This is a genomic window from Acidithiobacillus sp. 'AMD consortium' (assembly GCF_008926505.1).
Lineage (GTDB): Bacteria > Pseudomonadota > Gammaproteobacteria > Acidithiobacillales > Acidithiobacillaceae > Acidithiobacillus > Acidithiobacillus ferridurans.
This window is the reverse complement of the sequence record NZ_CP044411.1, coordinates 2,828,066-2,845,486: the sequence shown is the minus strand read 5'-3', so window position 1 is coordinate 2,845,486 and position 17,421 is coordinate 2,828,066. Positions and strand designations below refer to the sequence as shown.

Sequence of the window (17,421 nt, the reverse complement as noted above, 5' to 3'; positions counted from 1 at the left end):
CGAGGGAGGTGAAGTATGCAACGCGTAGCTGGTGCTGTGATGGGTGCCCTGATTGGTGATGCGCTGGCTGTCGGGTGTCATTGGTACTACGACCTTGCCGAAATGCGGCGGGAATGTGGCCCCTGGATTACCGACTATCTGACGCCGCGCCCCGGTCGTTATCACAGCGGCCTGCTTGCGGGGGATATCTCGCAAACCGGACTGCTGCTGGTCATGCTGATGGAGTCGCTGGTGCACTGTGCGGGTTATGAGGAGGACGATTTCACCCGTCGGCTGGATACGGAACTGTTCCCGCAGTTGGATGGCACGCCCATGCAGGGACCGGGAGGCTATACCAATCAATCCATTCGGGAGGCCTGGCGTAAGCGCGTGCCGGAGCGTCGTCCATGGGGAGAATGCGCCGGGGATGCGGACACGACGGAGGGAGCCGAACGCGCCATGGCCATCGCTGCCTTTTATGCGCTGCAGCCGAAAAAAATGGCGGAGGCCGTATGTAGCAACATCATCCTGACCCAGCATGATCCGGCCATCGTCGCCATGAGCGTCGCCTTCAACGCCGTTTTGGCCCAGTTGGTCTCTGGCGCTTCGTTGACGCCGCAGATTGGCGCCACGCTCATGGCGCAGGTGCGCAGCGGAGCCCTGCCCTTCCACATGGTTACCCAAGGCCACTTGCAGCCACCGCCGCAAGGTGGCGAAAGGATGCAGGTCGGTCAGTTCATGTCGCCCGACGCCCTGCTCACGGCCGGATACGCCGCGCTCGCCGCAGCGGATCCTGACATCGCCATTGAACCCGCCTGGAAGGTGAGTCTGGTTTACGGCATGCCCTGCGCCATTTACCACCAACTGCCTGCGGCTTACTACCTGGCCAGTCGTTTCCGGGAAGATTATGAATCAGCCGTACTGCACGCCATCAACGGGGGCGGACAAAATATGTCTCGCGCGATGTTGACGGGCGCGCTCGTGGGCGCCCAGGTAGGTCTGCAGGGAATTCCTCGTCGTTTCATCACCGGGCTGCGTGACGCCCAGCGCTATCTGGCGCTGGCGGCGGAACTGGAGCAATCGGCGGTCAGACAGGAAACGTCTCAATCCAGCTTTAGCCACCCCATGCGGTAAAACACCCCGGCCGTCAGCATCTCCACCAGCACCAGCCCGCCGGTCACCGCCGCAAAGCCGTAACGCCAGTGCGGCAAAGGTCCCAGGGGCACGTTCATGGCGACCGCTCCGGGAATGAAGAGCGGAATCGTCGCGAGAATGATCAATGCCGCCATGAATTTGAACAGGTGATTGACATTGTTGTGCACCACATAGGCATAAGATTCCAGCAGTTCGCTGAGGGTCGCCTGATCACTGTCCACCTGGTCCCGTACCTGGGACAGTTCAACCCTGGTGTCTTCGTGGAGTTCCATCAGGAACGTGTCTCCGGCGGGGAGAAAATGCGCGATTTCACTGACCACGTATTCGAGTTGCAGTAGTCCCAGATCCAACGCCAGCAGACGGTCGTTGATATCCAGTCCGCGGTACACCACATCATGGCGCTGGGCCTGGCGCAGGTCCCGCTCCACTACGGTCATCTCCCGAGTTACCGAGCGTGCGGTGGGCAGATAATTACGTGTGACTTCGGCAATGATGCGCAGGACCAGTTCCCAGCGCTTGCGCGGCTTTTGCGGATCGATCAGCCGGTTCAGGAAGGGAATCTCGCGCTCGGCCAGGGTGACGAAATAACCGGGTACGAAATACAGGCTCAGGGGCACCAGGGTAAATTGTCCTGCCGCACCCGCTTCCGGCATGGGTACCTGGAACTGCAGAGAAATCAGCCGCTCCTCCTTGATCAGGGGACGGGATGCTTCGCCCTCCAGGCGTTTGCGCAGAAAGCTCTCGGGGATGTCCAGAGTCGCTGCCGCCTGCGTCAGTTCGCTGGTGGAGGGATCGGTCAAAGCCATCCAGCTCCGCCGGTTGGCGTTCCCGGACAGCAGGGAATCGCGGATGATACGCATCATGGAGCTATCCTCCCCTTACATGGAAAAAAAGCCGTGCTTGCCGGCCCAGCGCGCGAAGAGCCAAGTCACGCCAAAGACGTAGGCGAGCAGTCCAAACCAGAGATAATGCCAGTGCTCCAAAGGCAAAGGCGTCATCATGTGCCAGGGCATAATGAAAGCGATGGGCATCATGAGCAGGGCCAGCCATACGGTCATGACCTTCATCACGGTATGGGCATTGTTCTGGATGATGCCGTTATAGGCGTTCGTCACGGCCAGATAGCGTTGGTGAATCAGATTTACGCCATCCTCTATCCGGCGTTGCTCACGTAACGCCGCGTCCAGCAGGGGGTAGACCGGTGACTCGCCGGCGGTGGCGCGCAACGCATCGCGCAGAATGAGGCCAGTTTCCCGCAGGGCAATAACCAGTTCACCAAGGTCGCGATTGAGAACCACAATTTGGCGTAGTTCCGCGTTACCCATGGCGGTTTTGAGCGCCATGCGCAGCACCTGCAGGCGTTCCACCAGCACCCGCGCCACTCGCTCGTGACTATAGATGCTGCTCAGTAGCACGCGCTGCAGCAGTTCGTCCATGGCGCTATGCCGCAAGTCCCCGAGCCAGTCCCGTTGCAGTGTAGGGATCAACGCTTCTTCACCCAGAATGGCAAGACTCCGGGGAGTATAATGCAGGGTCAGGTGCTCCATCCGTGCCACCGTACCAAACCGTGCGTCCTGCTCCAGCAACGCCACGGGCAGGCGCAGGGTGATCTCGGTGTCCCGGCAGTAAAGACGTTGTTCCGAGCAGTGCTGCAGCACCGCTTCCAGTTGCGGGCAGCGATAAACGGCTTCCGGTGTCAGCAGAAATAGGCCGTCCGCCGTATAGTGTTCGGCGGCTGTCCAGGCGCCTGCGGCCTTGTCGTAAAACTGGCAGCCCATGGCGCGCTCAGATCCAGTCTTTCTTGCGGAAAATCATGAACAGCATGCCGGATACCACAAATCCTCCCCCCATGAGCACGGGCCACGCATAGGCCCAGTGCTGCAGGGGCAGGGGCACGTTCATTCCGTAAATACTCGCCACCGTCGCGGGCGCGGCCACGACCACGGTCCAGGCTGTGATGATTTTCAGGGTGTTGCTGATGTTGTTCTGCAGCACGCCGACGTAGGCATCCATCATGTTGGTAATGGTGGAGGCGTAAATTTCGGTCATGTCCCGCGCCTGCTGCAGATCGATCAGGGCATCGGCGATATCTTCCAGATCGCCTTCGTCCTGTTTCAGCAGCGGCAGCCGCAGGGTTTGCTGGGCCACCGAGATGTCGCCTTTGAGTGCCGAAGAAAAAAGGATGAGGCTTTTGTTGAGGGCGAGGAGCCGAAAAAACTCATTGTTATTCTGGGAGTCGCGCAGTATTTTTTCGGTGGCGGCGATTTCGGCGTTGATCAGGCGCAAGGCGCGCAGATAGTCCCTGGCGATGGCCTGAAAAATCTCCGCCAGCAGCCCCCGTACGTGCAGTGCCTTGCCCCGCTGGCGCTGCCCGCGCAATTCATCCCAAAGCGCCAAGGGCTGGGTGCTCGCCGTCACCATCTGGTGGGGCAGCAACCAGAGTCCCACGGGCAGTGTCCGGAAGCGCAACTCGGCGTCGGCCTGCATGGGAGCGGGCACCTTGAGAATGATCAGCGCAATATCTCCTTCCCGCTCCAGGCGCGGGCGCTCGTCCTCATCGGAAACGTCCTGAAACAGGTAGTCGGGCACCTGCAAGTGCTTTGCGACAAAATCCAGCTCCGCAGTCGTGGGGGCCACCACCTGAATCCAGGTTGCGGTCGGCGGCCAGTGAAAATCCGCCGTGACTTCCAACGGAGCATCCGTTTTTTCGTCAAACCAGTGCAGCATCCCGATCCCTCCGTGCGCCCGTCAGTCTGTTCATATCCAGCCCTTCCGCCTGAAAAACAGTGTCAGTCCGACAGACACGCTTGTCCCCAGACCCACTATCACCCAGAATATCCAATGGGTGTTCTGAAAAGGCAGGGTCGTATTCACCCCGTAGAGGGTCGCGAGCAGGCTGGGCACGTAAAAGATCATGGCCAGCACCGTCACCACCTTCAGACCATGGTTGATATTGTTCTGTACCATGCCTGCGTAGGCGTCCATCATGGAGGTGCTGGTCCCGGCATAAACCCGCGCCCGTTCATGGGCTACCTGCAGTTCCAGCAGGGCGGTGTCGATCTGGCGGGTGGCGGGCAGGTCGTCGCGGATTTCCGGCAGACGGGAAATCTTGAATGCCGTTGCAATATTGCCGACCAGCGCGACCTCGAAGCGGGTCAGGCTCTTGCTGATCTCCAGCAGGGTAAAAAAGTCGCCGTTGCTCTGGGTCCAGTCCAGTTGCTGCTCGTTATCGTGGATGGCGGCATTGAGCTCGTGCAGGGCGTCTTCGTAACTTTGCGCCAGAATCTTGAGGATGGCGGCGAGAATTTCGACGCTTTCCGGTGGGCTGGAAAGGTGTTCCATTTGCCCGAAAAAGGGCGACAGCGGGGCAAGTTCCCGCGCCAGCACCGTGGTAATCCGGGGCCCCTGCAGGATGACGCCCAGGGGCCGTTGTTCCCAGCTATCCGCATCTGCGTCACCCCCTTTCACGGGGAACTGCAAGGTAATGAAGACGCGCCCGCCATCGCGGCGCAGCCAGGAGCGTTCATCGGGATCGAGGATATCCTGGGCAAAGTCCCAGTCATCCGCCAGTTGCCCCGCCCGTTCCCAGTCTGTCGGCCGCGGCGCCGTGAGATGCTGCCAGCCGCTCCCGTTCACCAGCGCGGAGCTCGATGCGGGGGGATGGTACGGATCTGCTGGCAGGGACACATCCATGACGCTCTCCTGGTCAGAAGCGGACTGTTTCGGGGCTGAGGTCCGGAAAATCAACGCCTATGATGATCGCCGCACGCCGTGCCCCTTGGACCGTAGGACGGAGCCTCTTATACTGGACTTTCCGTCATCCTGTAAAGGGAATACCGCCGTGAGCCGTGCGCAGCAGTCACCCGAAGGCAAAGCCTTTTTACCTCTCGCCATCGCCATCCTCACGGTTTCCGACAGTCGCACGCCGGAAACCGACAAATCCGGCGACAAAGTTGCCGAACTCGCCAGCCATGCCGGACACCAGATCGCCGCCCGTCAGATCATCGCCGATGACGCCGAAACCCTGCGCACGCAAATGCGCGACTGGATCGCCGACCCCGCCATCGACGTGATCATCGCCACCGGTGGTACCGGCATCACGGGTCGCGACGTCACTCCCGAGGCCCTCGCGCCTCTCATCAGCAAGCCCATCCCCGGTTTTGGCGAACTTTTCCGCATGCTCTCCTTTCAGGAGATCGGCACCAGCACCATCCAATCCCGTGCCGAAGCCGCCATCTGCGATGGCACCATCGTCTTTCTCCTCCCTGGTTCCACCGGCGGCGTCCGCCTCGGCATGGAGGCCATCATCATTCCGCAACTGGACATCCGGCACGGCCCCTGCAATCTGAGCGAACTGCTGCCGCGCATCCGGTACGAGCACTGAGCGGGTATGATGGCAGAGGACGAGAAGCGGGCGCGCTGGCACGCGTGCTACGCGCAGGCAGAGACACTGGCGCCGGAACCGCTGCCTTTTCTGGCGGCGCATGCGGATTGGCTGCCTGCCGGCGGTCGGGCGCTGGACCTCGCCTGCGGCCGAGGCGGGAATGCGCTGTTTCTGGCGCGACGCGGGCTGGAGACCTGGGCATGGGATTACGCGGAGAGTGCGGTGGCCGGGTTGCGGCAGCGGGCGGATGCCCTACCCTTGCGGGTGGAATGCCGGGACGTGGTCGCTCATCCTCCGGAGCCGGAATCTTTCGATGTAATCGTCGTCGCGCATTTTCTGTACCGGCCATTGTTTCCGGCCCTGGCGGCGGCATCGCGGTCGGGCGGTCTGCTGTTTTATGAGACTTGGGCGGGGGCATACGCTGGGCGCGGGCCGCAAAATCCGGAGTACCGTCTGAAGCCTGGGGAGCTGGCCGGGGCATTCCCGGCGCTGACTTTGTTGGAATTGCAGGAGGATGTGGATCGGGCGGCAGGGGTATGGCGATGCTGAGGCCGCACACCGTGTTTCTCTCTGTTGCCATCCTTCGGGGAAACGAATTCTCCTGGGTCGACGGCAACACTATTCGGCTGGAAGGCATGCGCGGTGGGACGACTCTCCACCGTGTCGGTGAAAACCAGCTCACCCAACTGGGCATGGATGGCAAGCCTTCACGGGTCCGCTGGCTGCCCGTTTTATCCTGAAAAAATTGCCAAAACCCCGGTGAAACGCAGATAATCCCGCCATGCAAAACTCATTTGACGTTATCGTGGTCGGCGGCGGTCACGCCGGGACGGAAGCGGCTGCCGCAGCCGCCCGTCTCGGTGTGCGCACGCTGCTGCTTACCCAGAATCTCGATACCATCGGCCAGATGTCCTGCAACCCGGCCATCGGCGGCATTGGCAAAGGTCATCTGGTCAAAGAAGTCGACGCGCTCGGCGGCATCATGGCGCTCGCCATCGATCAGGCGGGCATCCAGTTCCGCACCCTCAACGCCAGCAAAGGTCCGGCGGTGCGCGCCACCCGCGCCCAGGCCGATCGCAGCCTATACAAGCGCGCCGTACGCCGTTTGCTCGAAGACCTACCCGCCCTGCAACTGTTCCAGGGCATGGTCGGCGATCTGCTCATGGAAGGCGACCGGCTGGGTGGCGTCATCCTGGAAACCGGCCAGGTGCTGCGTGCTGCACAGGTCGTTCTGACCACAGGTACTTTTCTGGGTGGCAGGGTGCACATGGGTGATCAGAATTACCCCGCCGGCCGCGCCGGCGATCCGCCGTCCAACGCTCTGGCGCAACGCCTGCGGGAGATGGCCTTCCCAGTGGCGCGGCTGAAAACCGGTACCCCGCCGCGCATCGACGGCCGCAGCATCGACTATGGGGTGCTGGAGGCACAACCCGGTGATACGCCACCGCCCGCTTTTTCCTTTATGACCCGGCGCATCGACGTGCCACAACTAGCCTGCCACATCACCCACACCAACGCCCGTACTCATGAAATCATTCAGACGAACCTGCACCAGTCGGCCATGTACGGCGGTCATATCCAGTCGGTAGGGCCGCGTTACTGTCCCTCCATCGAGGACAAGGTCGTGCGCTTTGCCGATAAGGCGTCGCATCAGGTTTTTCTGGAACCGGAAGGCCTTGATACCCACGAAGTCTACCCCAACGGTATCTCCACCAGCCTGCCTTTCGGTGTCCAGGTCGAAATGGTGCGCAGCATGCGCGGTCTGGAAAACGCCGTGTTGCTGCGCCCTGGTTACGCCATCGAGTACGACTACCTCGATCCCCGCGAGCTCCGCCCCAGTCTGGAAAGCCGACGCTTGCCGGGTCTGTTCTGTGCCGGCCAGATCAACGGCACCACCGGCTACGAGGAGGCTGCGGCCCAGGGATTGCTCGCTGGTCTCAACGCCGCCCGCCGCGCGCGCGAACTCGCGGCGTGGACGCCCGGTCGCCACGAAGCCTATCTGGGGGTGATGGTGGACGATCTGGTTACCCGCGGACTCGACGAACCCTACCGCATGTTCACCAGCCGCGCCGAATATCGCCTGCAACTGCGGGAGGACAATGCCGACCTGCGTCTGACGCCACATGGCCGGGCATTGGGGCTGGTGGATGAGCGGCGCTGGACGGCTTTCAGTGCCAAGCAGGACACAGTGCAGGCGGAGCGCAGCCGCCTCGAGGGCTTGCGCATCCATCCCGGCAGCGCCATCGCCGGGCGTATTGCGGCGAAGACGGATCAACCCCTCTCCCGCGATGTCACTGCCCTTGAACTCCTCCGCCGCCCCGACTGGGATTACGCCAGCCTGCTCCAGGTGCTCGACCTCGTTCCGTGCAGCGATGCGCAGGCCCGCGAGCAACTGGAGATCGAGTGCAAGTATGCCGGCTATGTCGCCCGTCAGCACGATGAGATCACCCGCGCCGCACGCTGGGAGGGAATGGATATCCCTGCCGACATGGACTACGCAGCGGTGCGGGGTCTCTCTACCGAAGTGATGCAGCGCCTCGCCCGTCAGCGACCGCAGACCATCGGTTTGGCCAGCCGTATCCCTGGTGTGACCCCGGCTGCCGTCTCCCTGCTGCTGATTCATGTGAAACGTCGCGGTCTGCAGCAGGTAGGCTGATTCGATGGCCAAGCCGGAGGTCTCCTCGCAAGAGCTGCGTGCCCGTCTGAATGCCGGACTGGTGGCTCTCGGCCTCGACAACACGGTCGGCGCCGAGCAGCGTAACCTGCTGATCCACTATGTCGCCCTCCTGCAGCGCTGGAATGCCACCCACAACCTGACGGCGGTGCGCGATCCCCTGGAGATGGTGCCCCGCCATCTGCTGGACAGTCTGGCGGTGCTACCCTATTTGCCGGAGGGTGCGGTGGTGGATATCGGTAGCGGTGCCGGATTACCCGGCATCCCTCTCGCCATCTGCTGCCCAGCACAAGCGTTCACCCTGGTGGAACCGGCGGCCAAACGGGTCGCTTTCCTCCGTTACGCCATCGCGGATCTTGGGCTGACCAACGTGCAGGTGGCCCCACAGGGCAGCGAAGATTATCACCCCGATCTCCTGCCAGACGTCATCATCAGCCGTGCCACCGCGCCCCTCGCTCGTCTCGACGCCATGACCAGGCACCTCCAGGGTCCGCACACCTGGGTGCTCGCCCAGAAAGGTCCGGGCGTCGGGGAGGAGTTGACCGACTGGCCCCGCGCCGCAACCCTCCACATCACCCGCCAGGACCTCGCCGTTCCCGGCCTGCCGCCGCGTTTTCTGCTTTCCTGGCGCATCCCGGTCGCCACGCCCTAGCCCCCCGCACCGCTACGGGGTATCCTACGCCAAGTTATCGTCGAAGAATGGAATTCCGCCCAGTCGCCATGCGCACCGTCGCTATTGCCAATCAAAAGGGGGGGGTGGGTAAGACCACCACCGCCGTCAATCTGGCCGCTGGACTCGCCCAGAACGGCAAGCGCGTTCTCCTGATCGACCTCGATCCCCAGGCCAATGCGACCACTGGTCTGGGTCTCGGCAGCAGTGCCACGGCGACGATCTACCACGTCCTCCTTGGCGAACTGCCCCTGAGCGCGGTGTTGTTGAATGCGTTTCCGGAGGGTCTTTCCCTTGCGCCCTCCAGCCCCGATCTTGCGGGTGCGGAGGTGGAGCTTTATGGCCGGCCCGATCGTGAGCGGCGCCTGCAGGATGCCCTCGCACCGGTCGCGGGCTTCGACTATGCCCTGATCGACTGCCCGCCTGCCCTCAATATGCTCACCATAAACGCGCTGGTCGCCGCCGATAGTGTCCTGATCCCCATGCAGTGTGAATACTATGCACTGGAGGGGCTGACCCAATTGCTTGGCACGGTGCGCCGGGTCCGCGCCCAGTTGAATCCCCGTCTGGAGGTGCATGGTCTGCTGCGGACCATGTTCGATAACCGCAACCGGCTGGCTTCCGAAGTGGCACTGGAGCTGGAGCGGCATTTTCCCGACAAGCTGTACCAGGCTGTCGTCCCTCGCAATATCCGCCTCGCCGAGGCGCCCAGCTTTGGCCGTGCCGCTCTGGTCTATGATCCTGCCTGCGCCGGTTCGCGGGCTTATCAGGGCGTTGCCACCGAATTTTTGCGCCGCGAGTGGTTGAAATGAAGCGGGTCGGCCTGGGCCGGGGTCTGGACGCCCTTTTCGCCAGTGAAGGTGGTGCGGGCACGGCCATGCGCGAGGTTCCCCTCGACGTACTGCAGCGCGGGCGTTATCAGCCGCGCGGCCTGATCAGTGCCGAGTCTCTGGAAGAACTGACCGCATCCATCCGCAGTCAGGGGGTGGTGCAGCCCATCGTCATTCGTGCCATCGGTGGCGGCCGTTATGAGATCGTCGCCGGCGAGCGCCGTTGGCGCGCGGCGCAATTGGCGGGCCTCAGCCACATCCCCGCCGTGGTCCGTGAGTGTAGTGATGAACAGGCCCTTGCCATCGGCATCATCGAGAACATCCAGCGCCAGGCTCTGAATCCGCTGGAAGAAGCGCAGGCCCTGCAACGCCTGCTCGACGAGTTCGGCCTCAGCCACGAAGCGCTGGCCGAATCCCTCGGCCGTTCCCGCGCTGCGATCAGTAACCAGTTGCGCCTGCTGCGCCTCTGTCCGGACCTCCATCCCCATGTCGAAAATGGCGCGCTCAGCGCCGGTCACGCCCGTGCCCTGCTGACCCTGCCGGACGGGCGCCAGGTGCAGATTGCGGAAAGGGTGGTGCGTGAGGCCCTGAGTGTGCGGGCCACCGAGCGACTGGTCCAGGCCGAAGGCCGGATCAAGGCCCCCAAGGCGGAGCCCGACGCCAATATTGCCGCACTTTCCGCCCGGATCGCCGCGCGCCTGGGGCTGCCCGTCGACCTGCGTGCGCAGGGGCGGGGCGGTGAATTGCGGATCCGCTGGGAGGATCCGGAACAGGAGGCGGCACTTTTTCAGTGTCTGGGCGTGTCTCTGGATGATGACGAAGGTGGATATTCGGCGCTTGACGGGCTGCATCGGCGTGTTTAGACTCACCGCGTATTCAAGAATTGTCTGTTGAAGGCGCTAAAAAAACAAACCGCGATGGTCAATTTTTCGTCGTATGTGGGGCGGGTGACCGCCACTGTACTGACGTTAGCGCTGCTGATGGCTGCGGTAGCGGCCTGGGGCTGGGGGCGTGAAGAAGCCTACGCAGTGCTTTTTGCAGCATTTTTGAGTGTGGTCAACATGCTTATTTTGGGTGGTCGCCTGATCGCGCTCCCCGCCTCTGCGCAACGCGCTGCACAGCGCTTGGGTGGAGCGGTGTTGCAGCGCTGGACGATCACCATCCTCGGACTGATTTTTGCAATATTCTGGCTGCGCCTGCCGGTCATCGGGCTGGTCGCCGGATTCTTGCTGACCCATTTCGTATTTTTGGCATTTCTGGTGCGGGAACGTTCCAGACAAAGGAGTTAAGCGTGGCATCAGGCGATATCGCCCATCACCTCGTAAACTGGACGATTGGTTCCGGTTTCTGGACGTTTGATCTCGACACCATCGTCATGGGTTGGGTCCTGGCCGCCATCCTGGTGATTACCGCCATGGTGGTGGGCTCCCGTTTGCAGGCCAGCGCCCCCAGCGGGATGCAGAACTGGCTGGAGGGGGTGGTGGATTTCATCGACGATCTGGTACAAGGCAGCTTCCCGGTCAAGGATCCACTGATTGCCCCGGTCGCCATGACGGTGTTTCTCTGGATTCTGTTGATGAACAGCATGGACCTCATCCCCGCGTACCTGCCGGGGATGGTTGCACACGGGTTCGGGCTCACGGAGTTCCGCATTACCCCCACGGTCAACCTGAATACGACTCTGGGTGTCGCCGTCGCCGTGTTTCTGTTGATGATCGCCACCAATCTGCGCGTCAAGGGATTCTCCTATTTCAAGACCTACCTGACCCATCCTTTCGGTATCTTCCTGGCGCCGATAAATATCATCATGTCGCTGATCGAAGAGATCACCAAACCGTTTGAGCCTGGGTCTGCGACTTTTTGGCAACATGTTTGCCGGCGAACTGGTCTTCCTGCTGCTGGCCATGCTGCCCTGGTGGGGCGGGCTGGTCATGGGCGAAGTCTGGTCACTGTTTGAGAGTTTGATCATCATCCTGCAGGCATTTATTTTCACCGTGCTGACGGTGGTTTATCTCGGCATGGCGAACATGCAGGATCACTAAGAGTTTATTATTTCACTTTGCGACACTTGTAAGGAGTTACCATGGACGCACATACCATCATTGTTGCTGCTACTGCCATTGCCGTAGGTATCATTTTCGGCGCCGCCGGTCTGGGTTCCGCCATCGGTTGGGGTCTGATCACCTCCAAGACTATTGAAGGTATCACCCGTCAGCCGGAAATGCGCCCACAGTTGTTGGTGAATACTTTCATCTTTGCCGGTCTGATGGAATCTTTCCCCTTCATTATTCTGGCCTTCGGTTTCTGGTTCCTCTTCGCCAACCCGTTCCTGGGCTGATGCTGGACCGGCTGAGCCGGCCCACTTGCAAGTGAGGTAGTCATGAATCCAGTAGGTATCAATGGAACGCTGATCGTACAGTTCGTCACCTTCGTCATCTTGGTGGCCTTGCTGTACAAGTATATGTATGGTCCTTTGCGTAAGGTCATGGATGACCGTCGCGCCAAAATCGCCGACGGCCTGGCGGCAGCGGAACGCGGTAAGGAAGAGATGGCTCTGGCGCAGAAGCGTGCGACGGAACTGCTCCGTGAAGCCAAGGAAAAGGCGGCAGAAATCATCGCCAATGCCGAGCGTCGTGGTGTGGAGTTGCGTGAAGAGGCACAGGGTAAGGCGCGCGAGGAAGCCGATCGGATCATCGCCAGCGCGCGCGCCGAAATCGACGTCGAAACCAATCGGGCGCGCGAAGTGCTGCGTGGGCAGGTGGTGGAGCTCGTGGTGAATGGCACCCAGCGCATTCTGCATCGCGAAATCGACGATCAGGCCCACCGCGACATCATCGACCGTATGGTCGGCCAATTGTGAGGAGCCTCCCATGGCGGATCTGATCACGGTGGCGCGTCCCTACGCAGAGGCGCTTTATGGGCTGGCGAAAGAGAGTGGCCAGGAACAGGCCTGGGCGGATGCGCTGCAGGCGCTTGCCGCCATGATTGCCGATGTTCAGGCGCAGGCCTTTCTCACTGATCCGGAGCGTGCTGACGCCGAAAAGGTGTCCTTGCTGACTGCGGTTCCTGTGGCGGTGGACGGCGAGGCGTGGAGGGCATTCCTGGCGCTGTTGATCCACAATGATCGCTGGCCCGCGACGGCCGAGATCGGCACGCTTTTCGCGGACGCCGTGCGCCGCGCGGAAGGCATTGTCGATGTCCTGGTCACCAGCGCCGTCGCCCTGGACGCCGGGCAGAAGACGGCTGTGCAGTCCGCGCTCGAGCGCCGCTTTACCGGCCACAAGGTGGCATTCCGGGAAGCGGTCGATGCCGCGCTGATCGGTGGCCTAGTTATTCATACGGGTGATCTCACCATAGATGCTTCCGTGCGTGGACAAGTGCAGCAGCTTGCCCGAACCCTTCGCAGCTAAGTCTTGAGGAAATGGTATGCAACAACTGAATCCATCGGAAATCAGTGAACTGATCCGCGCACGGATCGCCGGCTTTGAAGGCCGTGTCGAAACGCGCTCGCAGGGCACCATCATCAGCTTGAGTGACGGCATTCTCCGCATTCACGGTCTGGAAGACGTAATGTACGGCGAGATGCTGGAACTCCCCGGCGGCCGCTTCGGGCTGGCCATGAATCTGGAACAGGACAATGTCGGCGCAGTCGTGCTCGGCGAGTTCTCCGGTCTCCAGGAGGGCGACGTCGTCAAGTGCACCGGCAGAGTCATGCAGGTGCCCATTGGCAAGGCGCTTCTCGGTCGTGTCGTCAATGCCCTGGGCCAGCCTGTCGATGGCAAGGGTGCCATTGACGCCGAGGAGTTCGACGTCCTTGAAAAAATCGCCCCTGGCGTAATCGACCGGCAGAGTGTCGACGAGCCCATGCAGACCGGCATCAAGTCCATCGACGCCATGGTGCCGATTGGTCGTGGTCAGCGCGAACTCATCATCGGCGACCGCCAGACCGGCAAGACGGCCGTCGCGATCGATGCCATTCTCAATCAGAAAGGCAAGGATGTGCAGTGCATCTATGTTGCCATCGGCCAGAAGGCTTCCACCGTTGCCAGCGTGGTGCGCAAGCTCGAAGAATACGGCGCCATGGAGTACACCACGGTGATTGCCGCCAACGCCTCCGAATCTGCCGCCATGCAGTATCTGGCGCCCTATGCCGGTTGCACCATGGGGGAATATTTCCGCGACCGCGGTATGAATGCGCTCATCGTGTATGATGATCTTACCAAGCAGGCTTGGGCCTATCGCCAGATTTCCCTGCTGTTGCGCCGTCCGCCGGGCCGTGAAGCGTATCCGGGGGATGTGTTTTATCTGCATTCCCGTCTGCTGGAGCGCGCCGCGCGTGTCAATGCGGATTTCGTCGAGAAGTTTACCAAGGGCGAGGTGAAGGGCAAGACCGGTTCGTTGACCGCCCTGCCCATCATCGAAACCCAGGCGGGTGACGTGTCGGCCTTCGTGCCCACCAACGTGATCTCCATCACTGACGGCCAGATCTATCTGGAAACCGATCTTTTCAACGCCGGTATCCGTCCCGCCATCAACGCCGGCCTGTCGGTATCGCGGGTGGGTGGCGCGGCGCAGACCAAGCTCATCAAGAAGCTGGGCGGCGGTATTCGTCTGGATCTGGCCCAGTATCGTGAGCTGGCAGCCTTTGCGCAGTTTGCCTCCGATCTGGATGAAATTACCCGCAAGCAGATCGATCGCGGCAAGCGGGTCACGGAATTGCTGAAGCAGGATCAGTTCTCTCCGATGTCTGTGGCAGAGCAGGGCGCGGCGCTTTTTGCGGCCAGCAGTGGTGCGCTGGACGATGTCGAAGTGGCCAATGTACGACCCTTCGAGAAGGCGCTGCTCGCTTATTTGAACAGCAACTACAAAGACTTGATGGCCGGAATCGAAGAGAAGAAGGATCTGACGGACGACCTCAAGAAGCAACTCGACGCGGCGGTCAAGCAGTTCAAGTCCGGCTCGACGTACTAGGAGAGTAGCATGGCCAACGCCAAGGAAATCCGGGGGCAGATCAAGAGCGTAAAGAATACGCGCAAGATCACGCGCGCCATGGAGATGGTGGCTGCGAGCAAGATGCGGCGCGCTCAGGAGCGGATGCGCGCCGCCCGTCCCTACGCGGAGAAAATTCGCGAGGTATTGGGACATCTGGCGCAGGCCCATCCCGAGTATGAACACCCGTTGATGCAGGTGCGCCCCGTCAAAAAGGCAGGCTTTCTGGTGGTGACCACGGATCGAGGGCTTTGTGGCGGGCTCAACGTGAATGTGCTGCGTAGCGTCGTCCAAAAGATGCGCGAGCTCCACGATGGGGGGGTCGAGTCGAATCTCGCGGTGGTGGGCAACAAAGGGTTGGGCTTTTTGCGGCGCCATGGTGCGCATCTCGTGGCGGAGCTGAACGGATTGGGTGACAGCCCGCATCTGGGCGACATGATCGGACCCATCCGGGCGATGGCGGATGCTTACGCCAAGGGCGAGGTCGACGTGGTCTATCTGGTTTCCTCCCGTTTCGTGAATACGATGTTGCAGCGAGCAACGGTCGAGCAATTGCTGCCGGTCGAAAAACCGACGGCGTCCGCAGAACCGCGTGCGGAGTTGTGGGATTACATCTATGAGCCCGAAGCCCGTCCGGTGCTGGATCGTCTGATGCAGCGCTATGTGGAATCAGTGGTGTACCAGGCGGTTATCGAACACCTTGCCTGCGAACAGAGCGCGCGCATGGTTGCCATGAAAAGTGCGTCGGACAACGCCAAACGTATGGTGGATGACCTCCAGTTGGCCTACAACAAGGCGCGCCAGGCCGCCATTACTCAGGAAATCGCCGAGATCAGCGCCGGTGCGGCGGCGGTTTGACGATGTGCACAGCATTTTTTGGAATTTTTGAGGGTTAAATCATGAGCGAAGCGGTTGCTAAAGAAAACGCCGTCGGCCATATCGTCCAGGTGATCGGGCCGGTGATCGACGTCGCCTTTTCTCGTGGGCAGGTCCCCGAGATCATGGAAGCTATTGTGGTCGACGAAAACAATCTGACCATCGAGGTGCAGGCCCAGTTGGGTGACGGCGTGGCGCGCGGTATCGCCATGGGGTCCAGCGAAGGCCTCAAACGCGGGTTGGCCGTCACCCGTACCGGTGCGCCGATCAGTGTGCCGGTAGGGCATGCCACTCTGGGCCGGATCATGAACGTCCTGGGTGAGCCGGTAGATGGCAAAGGACCCGTACAGACGGAAGATCGCCAGGCCATCCATCGCCCGGCGCCGGCCTTTGACGAACTCGCGGCAAGCACCGAGGTGCTGGAGACCGGTATCAAGGTCATTGATCTGGTCTGTCCTTTCGCCAAGGGCGGTAAGGTCGGCCTCTTCGGCGGCGCCGGCGTGGGCAAGACGGTGCTCATGATGGAGTTGATCCGCAACATCGCTATCGAGCATACCGGATATTCGGTGTTCGCAGGCGTCGGCGAGCGGACTCGCGAAGGGAACGACTTTTACCATGAAATGACCGACTCCGGCGTTTTGGACAAGGTCGCCCTGGTATACGGGCAGATGAACGAGCCGCCTGGCAACCGTTTGCGCGCCGGGTTGACCGGCCTGACCATGGCGGAGCACTTCCGTGACGAAGGTCGCGACATTTTGATGTTCATCGATAACATTTTCCGCTATACGCTGGCCGGCACTGAAGTCTCGGCGCTGCTGGGGCGCATGCCTTCTGCGGTGGGCTATCAGCCAACGCTGGCTGAAGAAATGGGCCAGTTGCAGGAACGTATCACTTCCACCAAGGTAGGGTCCATCACCTCTGTGCAGGCCGTTTACGTGCCGGCGGACGATCTCACCGATCCTTCTCCGGCGACGACCTTTGCCCACTTGGACGCCACGGTGGTGTTGTCGCGGCAGATTGCGGAACTGGGCATCTACCCCGCGCTCGATCCACTCGATTCTTTCAGCCGTCAGCTCGATCCGCAGATCGTTGGCCAAGAGCACTATGATGTGGCTCGTTCCTGCCAGAAGACGTTGCAGCGCTACAAGGAATTGCAGGATATCATTGCCATTCTGGGCATGGATGAATTGTCCGAGGACGACAAACTGCTGGTGTCGCGGGCACGCAAGATTCAGCGCTATCTGTCCCAGCCTTTCTTTGTCGCTGAAGTGTTCACCGGCAGCCCCGGTACCTATGTCTCCCTGAAGGAAACGATCCGTGCGTTCAAGGCGATCGTGGCAGGAGAGTATGACCACCTGCCCGAGCAGGCCTTCTACATGGTCGGCACCATAGATGAAGCCCTTGCCAAGGCGCAAAAGCTGCAGCAAGGCTAAATCATGGCGATGACCATAGATGTGCGGGTAGTCAGCGCTGAAGGCAGCATCTACGCGGGGGTCGCCGATATGGTGGTGGCCCCCGGCGAGATGGGCGAGCTTGGCATTCTGCCCCGCCACGCGCCGTTGCTGACCGGGCTGCGCCCCGGTGAGTTGCGGATCATTCACGGCGCGGAGACGGAATATCTCTTCGTCAATGGCGGGATTCTGGAAATTCAACCCGACATGGTGACGGTGCTGGCTGACTCGGCGGAACGCGCGACAGATATCGACGAAGCCAAGGCTTTAGCGGCCAAGCAGGCTGCGGAAGCTCGGATGGCGGGACACACGGATCAGATGGAGTATGCGGCGGCCCAGGCGGAATTGCTGGAGCAGATTGCTCGCCTGAAGACGGTGCAACGCCTGCGGGAGCAGGGATTGCTGCGCTGACC

The 17,421-nt window shown here is 61.3% G+C and carries 22 protein-coding genes; 18 read left to right on the top strand and 4 right to left on the bottom strand.

The window, feature by feature from the left end; genetic code table 11:
* Window positions 1-15: 15 nt before the first annotated feature.
* Window positions 16-1,113: an ADP-ribosylglycohydrolase family protein gene (locus F6A13_RS14795; RefSeq protein ID WP_126604799.1), complete on the top strand. Its 1,098-nt coding sequence runs from the start codon at window positions 16-18 to the stop codon at window positions 1,111-1,113.
* On the opposite strand, the gene F6A13_RS14790 is transcribed toward F6A13_RS14795, so the two are convergent.
* Genes F6A13_RS14790 through F6A13_RS14775 form a run of 4 tightly spaced genes read right to left on the bottom strand, consistent with a single transcriptional unit; the run spans window position 1,083 to window position 4,827 of the window.
* On the bottom strand, window positions 1,083-1,997 hold the full coding sequence (locus F6A13_RS14790) for a CorA family divalent cation transporter (RefSeq protein WP_126604801.1): 915 nt from the start codon (window positions 1,995-1,997) through the stop codon (window positions 1,083-1,085). The two genes, F6A13_RS14795 and F6A13_RS14790, sit on opposite strands and share 31 nt — an antisense overlap.
* 15 nt (window positions 1,998-2,012) lie before the next feature.
* The gene (locus F6A13_RS14785) at window positions 2,013-2,912 is read right to left on the bottom strand and encodes a CorA family divalent cation transporter (protein ID WP_126604803.1); all 900 of its coding nucleotides are present in this window, start codon (window positions 2,910-2,912) and stop codon (window positions 2,013-2,015) included.
* 7 nt (window positions 2,913-2,919) lie between these two features.
* Window positions 2,920-3,861, bottom strand: a complete 942-nt coding sequence (locus F6A13_RS14780) for a magnesium transporter CorA family protein (protein WP_113527586.1) — start codon at window positions 3,859-3,861, stop codon at window positions 2,920-2,922.
* 30 nt (window positions 3,862-3,891) lie between these two features.
* The gene (locus F6A13_RS14775; RefSeq protein WP_126604804.1) at window positions 3,892-4,827 is read right to left on the bottom strand and encodes a magnesium transporter CorA family protein; all 936 of its coding nucleotides are present in this window, start codon (window positions 4,825-4,827) and stop codon (window positions 3,892-3,894) included.
* 148 nt (window positions 4,828-4,975) lie between these two features.
* Here F6A13_RS14775 and moaB point away from each other — a divergent pair, with 148 nt between their 5' ends.
* The 17 genes from moaB to F6A13_RS14695 are packed head-to-tail and all read left to right on the top strand — an operon-like array spanning window position 4,976 to window position 17,419.
* A complete protein-coding gene (moaB, locus tag F6A13_RS14770) occupies window positions 4,976-5,518 on the top strand; it encodes a molybdenum cofactor biosynthesis protein B (protein WP_126604806.1) in 543 nt (180 codons plus the stop codon).
* 6 nt (window positions 5,519-5,524) lie between these two features.
* Window positions 5,525-6,067: a class I SAM-dependent methyltransferase gene (locus tag F6A13_RS14765; protein WP_225981866.1), complete on the top strand. Its 543-nt coding sequence runs from the start codon at window positions 5,525-5,527 to the stop codon at window positions 6,065-6,067.
* Window positions 6,061-6,258, top strand: a complete 198-nt coding sequence (locus F6A13_RS14760) for a copper resistance protein NlpE (protein WP_225981865.1) — start codon at window positions 6,061-6,063, stop codon at window positions 6,256-6,258. The genes F6A13_RS14765 and F6A13_RS14760 overlap by 7 nt, the downstream gene beginning before the upstream one ends.
* Window positions 6,259-6,299: 41 nt before the next feature.
* Window positions 6,300-8,174, top strand: coding sequence for a tRNA uridine-5-carboxymethylaminomethyl(34) synthesis enzyme MnmG (gene mnmG, locus F6A13_RS14755; RefSeq protein ID WP_126604808.1), 1,875 nt, complete (start codon window positions 6,300-6,302; stop codon window positions 8,172-8,174).
* 4 nt (window positions 8,175-8,178) lie between these two features.
* Window positions 8,179-8,844 (top strand): 16S rRNA (guanine(527)-N(7))-methyltransferase RsmG, encoded by a 666-nt coding sequence (gene rsmG, locus F6A13_RS14750; protein WP_126604810.1) that lies wholly within the window; start codon window positions 8,179-8,181, stop codon window positions 8,842-8,844.
* Between the two features lie 47 nt (window positions 8,845-8,891).
* Window positions 8,892-9,674: a ParA family protein gene (locus tag F6A13_RS14745; RefSeq protein WP_113527591.1), complete on the top strand. Its 783-nt coding sequence runs from the start codon at window positions 8,892-8,894 to the stop codon at window positions 9,672-9,674.
* Entirely contained in the window at window positions 9,671-10,555 is an 885-nt protein-coding gene (locus F6A13_RS14740) for a ParB/RepB/Spo0J family partition protein (RefSeq protein WP_113527592.1), read from the top strand. Before F6A13_RS14745 ends, F6A13_RS14740 begins: the two co-directional genes overlap by 4 nt.
* A gap of 27 nt (window positions 10,556-10,582) precedes the next feature.
* Window positions 10,583-10,981 (top strand): hypothetical protein, encoded by a 399-nt coding sequence (locus F6A13_RS14735; protein WP_225981864.1) that lies wholly within the window; start codon window positions 10,583-10,585, stop codon window positions 10,979-10,981.
* 2 nt (window positions 10,982-10,983) lie between these two features.
* On the top strand, window positions 10,984-11,649 hold the full coding sequence (locus F6A13_RS14730; protein WP_264158129.1) for a FoF1 ATP synthase subunit a: 666 nt from the start codon (window positions 10,984-10,986) through the stop codon (window positions 11,647-11,649).
* Complete coding sequence (locus tag F6A13_RS15890; protein ID WP_264158148.1) at window positions 11,576-11,734, top strand: hypothetical protein; 159 nt, start codon at window positions 11,576-11,578, stop codon at window positions 11,732-11,734. The genes F6A13_RS14730 and F6A13_RS15890 overlap by 74 nt, the downstream gene beginning before the upstream one ends.
* Before the next feature lie 41 nt (window positions 11,735-11,775).
* Window positions 11,776-12,030, top strand: a complete 255-nt coding sequence (gene atpE / locus F6A13_RS14725; protein WP_009561114.1) for a F0F1 ATP synthase subunit C — start codon at window positions 11,776-11,778, stop codon at window positions 12,028-12,030.
* A gap of 42 nt (window positions 12,031-12,072) precedes the next feature.
* Entirely contained in the window at window positions 12,073-12,552 is a 480-nt protein-coding gene (gene atpF / locus F6A13_RS14720; protein WP_113527594.1) for a F0F1 ATP synthase subunit B, read from the top strand.
* Between the two features lie 10 nt (window positions 12,553-12,562).
* Complete coding sequence (locus F6A13_RS14715; RefSeq protein WP_113527595.1) at window positions 12,563-13,102, top strand: F0F1 ATP synthase subunit delta; 540 nt, start codon at window positions 12,563-12,565, stop codon at window positions 13,100-13,102.
* A gap of 16 nt (window positions 13,103-13,118) precedes the next feature.
* Window positions 13,119-14,663: a F0F1 ATP synthase subunit alpha gene (gene atpA / locus F6A13_RS14710; RefSeq protein WP_113527596.1), complete on the top strand. Its 1,545-nt coding sequence runs from the start codon at window positions 13,119-13,121 to the stop codon at window positions 14,661-14,663.
* Window positions 14,664-14,672: 9 nt separating this feature from the next.
* The gene (gene atpG, locus F6A13_RS14705) at window positions 14,673-15,539 is read left to right on the top strand and encodes a F0F1 ATP synthase subunit gamma (protein WP_113527597.1); all 867 of its coding nucleotides are present in this window, start codon (window positions 14,673-14,675) and stop codon (window positions 15,537-15,539) included.
* Window positions 15,540-15,580: 41 nt separating this feature from the next.
* Window positions 15,581-16,990, top strand: coding sequence for a F0F1 ATP synthase subunit beta (gene atpD, locus F6A13_RS14700; RefSeq protein ID WP_113527598.1), 1,410 nt, complete (start codon window positions 15,581-15,583; stop codon window positions 16,988-16,990).
* A 3-nt stretch (window positions 16,991-16,993) separates the two neighbouring features.
* Window positions 16,994-17,419: a F0F1 ATP synthase subunit epsilon gene (locus tag F6A13_RS14695; RefSeq protein WP_009569104.1), complete on the top strand. Its 426-nt coding sequence runs from the start codon at window positions 16,994-16,996 to the stop codon at window positions 17,417-17,419.
* The last annotated feature ends 2 nt before the right edge of the window (window positions 17,420-17,421 follow it).

What these genes read in the sequence shown, in the direction of transcription:
- F6A13_RS14795 (WP_126604799.1), top strand. Translation starts at nt 16, where the DNA reads ATGCAACGCGTAGCTGGTGCTGTGATGGGTGCCCTGATTGGTGATGCG.
- F6A13_RS14790 (WP_126604801.1), bottom strand. Translation starts at nt 1,997, where the DNA reads ATGATGCGTATCATCCGCGATTCCCTGCTGTCCGGGAACGCCAACCGG.
- F6A13_RS14785 (WP_126604803.1), bottom strand. Translation starts at nt 2,912, where the DNA reads ATGGGCTGCCAGTTTTACGACAAGGCCGCAGGCGCCTGGACAGCCGCC.
- F6A13_RS14780 (WP_113527586.1), bottom strand. Translation starts at nt 3,861, where the DNA reads ATGCTGCACTGGTTTGACGAAAAAACGGATGCTCCGTTGGAAGTCACG.
- F6A13_RS14775 (WP_126604804.1), bottom strand. Translation starts at nt 4,827, where the DNA reads ATGGATGTGTCCCTGCCAGCAGATCCGTACCATCCCCCCGCATCGAGC.
- F6A13_RS14765 (WP_225981866.1), top strand. Translation starts at nt 5,525, where the DNA reads ATGATGGCAGAGGACGAGAAGCGGGCGCGCTGGCACGCGTGCTACGCG.
- F6A13_RS14760 (WP_225981865.1), top strand. Translation starts at nt 6,061, where the DNA reads ATGCTGAGGCCGCACACCGTGTTTCTCTCTGTTGCCATCCTTCGGGGA.
- mnmG (WP_126604808.1), top strand. Translation starts at nt 6,300, where the DNA reads ATGCAAAACTCATTTGACGTTATCGTGGTCGGCGGCGGTCACGCCGGG.
- rsmG (WP_126604810.1), top strand. Translation starts at nt 8,179, where the DNA reads ATGGCCAAGCCGGAGGTCTCCTCGCAAGAGCTGCGTGCCCGTCTGAAT.
- F6A13_RS14745 (WP_113527591.1), top strand. Translation starts at nt 8,892, where the DNA reads ATGGAATTCCGCCCAGTCGCCATGCGCACCGTCGCTATTGCCAATCAA.
- F6A13_RS14740 (WP_113527592.1), top strand. Translation starts at nt 9,671, where the DNA reads ATGAAGCGGGTCGGCCTGGGCCGGGGTCTGGACGCCCTTTTCGCCAGT.
- atpE (WP_009561114.1), top strand. Translation starts at nt 11,776, where the DNA reads ATGGACGCACATACCATCATTGTTGCTGCTACTGCCATTGCCGTAGGT.
- atpF (WP_113527594.1), top strand. Translation starts at nt 12,073, where the DNA reads ATGAATCCAGTAGGTATCAATGGAACGCTGATCGTACAGTTCGTCACC.
- F6A13_RS14715 (WP_113527595.1), top strand. Translation starts at nt 12,563, where the DNA reads ATGGCGGATCTGATCACGGTGGCGCGTCCCTACGCAGAGGCGCTTTAT.
- atpA (WP_113527596.1), top strand. Translation starts at nt 13,119, where the DNA reads ATGCAACAACTGAATCCATCGGAAATCAGTGAACTGATCCGCGCACGG.
- atpG (WP_113527597.1), top strand. Translation starts at nt 14,673, where the DNA reads ATGGCCAACGCCAAGGAAATCCGGGGGCAGATCAAGAGCGTAAAGAAT.
- atpD (WP_113527598.1), top strand. Translation starts at nt 15,581, where the DNA reads ATGAGCGAAGCGGTTGCTAAAGAAAACGCCGTCGGCCATATCGTCCAG.
- F6A13_RS14695 (WP_009569104.1), top strand. Translation starts at nt 16,994, where the DNA reads ATGGCGATGACCATAGATGTGCGGGTAGTCAGCGCTGAAGGCAGCATC.